At 67.9% G+C, this 3,376-nt stretch carries 1 protein-coding gene; it reads right to left on the bottom strand.

Going from position 1 to position 3,376, the window contains the following annotated elements; all coding sequences use genetic code 11:
- Nucleotides 1-3,376, bottom strand: a 3,376-nt coding sequence (locus tag A5756_RS14370) for a non-ribosomal peptide synthetase (protein WP_156659525.1), incomplete at both ends; no start/stop codon positions are given.

The following is a 3,376-nucleotide window of genomic DNA, read 5'->3' as shown; positions in this document are numbered from 1 at the left end:
TCCAACTCCCGATACGACAACGAACGACCCGCACACCGCACCGCCACCGCCCCCGGCGCACGCACCACCCGCGCCGCAAACAACCCCGGAATCGACACCGGCACCCACGACCGGGACAGGACAGCGCGGTTGGCGATCTCGTCGAGCCTGCGGTGTTCGCCGGCACCGAGCACGTCGATCGCCGACAGCGGTCGGGCCGTATCGGTCGTCAACGAGACCAGCACCCGCTGGAAGCGATCGATCAATGTCTCGATGGTGTCGGCGTCGAACACATCGGTGCGGAACTCCACCGTCCCGCCGATGCCGTCGGGCTGGCCGTCCTCGGTCCAACGTTCGGCCAACGAAAACACCAAATCCATGCGGGCGGTGTGGGTGTTCAGTGGCAGCGCGGTGACGTGCAGATCGCCCAAGCTCAGTTCGGCGGGGCTGTTGTTCTGCCAGGTCAACATCACTTGGACCAACGGGTGATGGGTCAGGCTGCGCGTGGGGTTGAGCCGGTCCACCAGCGCTTCGAAGGGCACATCTTGGTGCTCGTAGGCGGCGAGGCTGCGCCGCCGCACCTGAGCCAACACCTCCGCGAGGGTGGGATTTCCGGCGAGGTCGACCCGGAGTACCAGGGTGTTGACGAAGAAGCCCACCAGCTCATCCAGCGCCGGGTCCTGACGGCCGGCGATCGGAAAGCCCACGGCCACATCCGAAGTCGCGCTGACCTTGGCCAGCAACACCGTCAAGGCGGCCTGAATCACCATGAAGCTCGTCGCATTGTGCTCGCGAGCTACCGCGCGGACCCGATGCTGCAACTCCGCCGGCCACTCCACGGCCACGCTGGACCCGTGATGGTCGGCCACCGATGGGTAGGGCCGGTCGGTGGGCAGTGCGAGATGCCCGGGCATGTCGGCCAAGGTCTGCTGCCAATACCGCAGCTGCCCCGCGACAGGACTGTCGGGATCGTCCAGATCCCCCAACCGGGCCTGCTGCCAGAGCGTGTAGTCGACGTACTGCACCGCCAGCGGCGCCCATTCCGGCGCCTTGTCCGCAGACCGGCTGGCATAGGCCACGCCGAGGTCGCGGACCAGCGGCGTCAGGGACCACCCATCTGCGGCGATATGGTGGGCGACCGCCACGAGCACATGCCGGTTCTCGGTGACCCTGAAAAGCTCAGCACGCAGGGGAATTTCGGTTCCCAGATCGAACGAATGGCGCGCCACTGATTCGATGGCCTGCTCGAGGCGGCTGGCCGACCAATCGCCGGCGTCCACCACCTGCCAACCGAAGTCGGCCCGATCGGCGGGGACAACCACCTGCCGGGGTGTTCCCCTCGGCGCGACGAACACCGTGCGCAAACTTTCGTGTCGGGCCACCACATCGCCCAGTGCCGCCGCGAGTGCCTCGACATCCAGGTGCCCGTCCAGCCGCATGGCCGCGGCCATGTTGTAGACCGGCGACGGTCCCTGCAGTTGATCGGTGAACCACAGCCGGTTCTGAGCGAATGACAACGGCAGCACCGCCGGCCGCGCACCGGCCACCACCCGCGCCGGTCGCTCGTCGCCCGCACCGAGACGTGGGCCCAATTGGCGAATCGTCGGCGCCTCGAACAAGGTTCGCACCACGAGGTCGGCATCAAGCGCGGCATTGACTGCCGCAACCAAACGCATGGCCGACAACGAATCCCCGCCCAGATCGAAGAAGGAGTCGTCGACCCCGACGCGCTCCAGTCCCAACACCCGGGCATAAATGCCGGACAGCATTTCCTCGACCGGGGTTGCCGGAGGGCGGTATTCGCCGCTCTCCCGGTAGTCGGGCGCCGGTAGGGCGCGGGTGTCGAGCTTGCCGTTGACGGTCAGCGGCAGTTGGTCCAGCGCGACAATCGCCGCCGGGACCATATAGTTGGGCAGCCGGTCGGCCAGCTGCGCGCGGAGGCGGGCGGGCTCGGCTTTCCCGGTGATGTAGGCGACGAGGCGCTTATCGCCGGGGCGATCCTCCCGCACGACCACCGCTGCCTGTGCCACCCCGGCCAAACCGGTTAGCGCCGTGCGGATTTCGCTCAGCTCGATGCGGTAGCCGCGGATCTTGACCTGCTCGTCGGCGCGGCCCATGTACTGTAGCTGGCCATCGGCGCCCCAGCGGACCAGGTCGCCGGTGCGATACATGCGTTGTCCAGGCGCCCCGGCTGAGCCGAACGGGCACGCCACGAACCGCGTCGCGGACAGCCCCGGCCGGCCCACATACCCATGCGCCAGACCGCGCCCGGCCACGTACAGCTCACCGACCACGCCCTCGGGCACCGGCCGCAACCACCCGTCCAGCACGAAAAAGCCAAGATGCGCCAGCGGCAAGCCGATCGGGCTGGCGTTGGTGTCGACATCACCATCGACGATCTCGCGGAACGAGGCGTGCACCGTGGTCTCGGTGATCCCATACATGTTGATCAACCGCGGCAGACCCGGGTGGTTGTGCAACCACTTGCCCAACCGATGCGGCTCGAGCGCCTCACCACCGAACACCACCGTCTGCAGCTTGAGCTGTTGGCCCAGCTCGGGGGCGAGCGAATCCGCGGTCTGCAGGACATAGAACGCGGACGGCGTCTGGCTGAGCACGCTGACCTGTTCGCGAATCAGCATGGCGTGCAGGTCTTTTGGTGAGCGGACGACGGAGTCGGGCACGATGACCAGCCGGCCGCCGTACAACAGCGACCCGAAGATTTCCCAGATCGAGAAGTCGAATGCCAGCGAGTGGCATTGCGTCCACACCTGCCCGAGTGCCAGCTCGCGGTTCACGGACTCCAGCAGCTCGGTGACGTTGCGGTGCGGCACCGCCACACCCTTCGGGGTGCCGGTCGTACCGGACGTATAGATGATGTAGGCGACGTTCTCCGCAGCGGGCGCCGGCAACCCGTCGCTCGGTCGAGTGTCGATGGCGGGGTCGCCGATGTCGATGACGTCCACGTCCGGGCCTTTGAGCCGCGACCGCACGTCGGCGGCGGTGACGGCGACGATCGGGGCGGCATCGGTGAGCATGAACTCGATCCGCGCCGCCGGCAGCCCCGAGTCGATGGGCAGGTAGGCCGCCCCGGTCTTGAGCACCGCCAGTATCGCGATGACGGCCTCGGCCGTCCGGGAGAACAGCACCGCGACGCGCTCCCCCGGCCCGGCGCCCCGGCTCACCAGCAGGTGCGCCAGCCGATTCGAGTACTCGTCGACCTCGGCATAGGTCCACGAACGGCCGCCGCAAGTGATGGCCACCGCGTCCGGGGCGCGGTCCACCTGGGCGGCGAACATCTCCGGGATCGAGATCCCCGAGGACGCGGGCCGGCTCAGCACCGCGCGGTTGCCGATGACCTCGAGCCGGGCGTGTTCCTTCTCATCGAGCACATCGA

The sequence above is a fragment of the Mycobacterium sp. 852002-53434_SCH5985345 genome, assembly GCF_001667155.1.
Taxonomy (GTDB): Bacteria; Actinomycetota; Actinomycetes; order Mycobacteriales; family Mycobacteriaceae; genus Mycobacterium.
The sequence above is the reverse complement of the archived record's forward strand: the minus strand, read 5'-3'. Positions and strand labels throughout refer to the sequence as shown.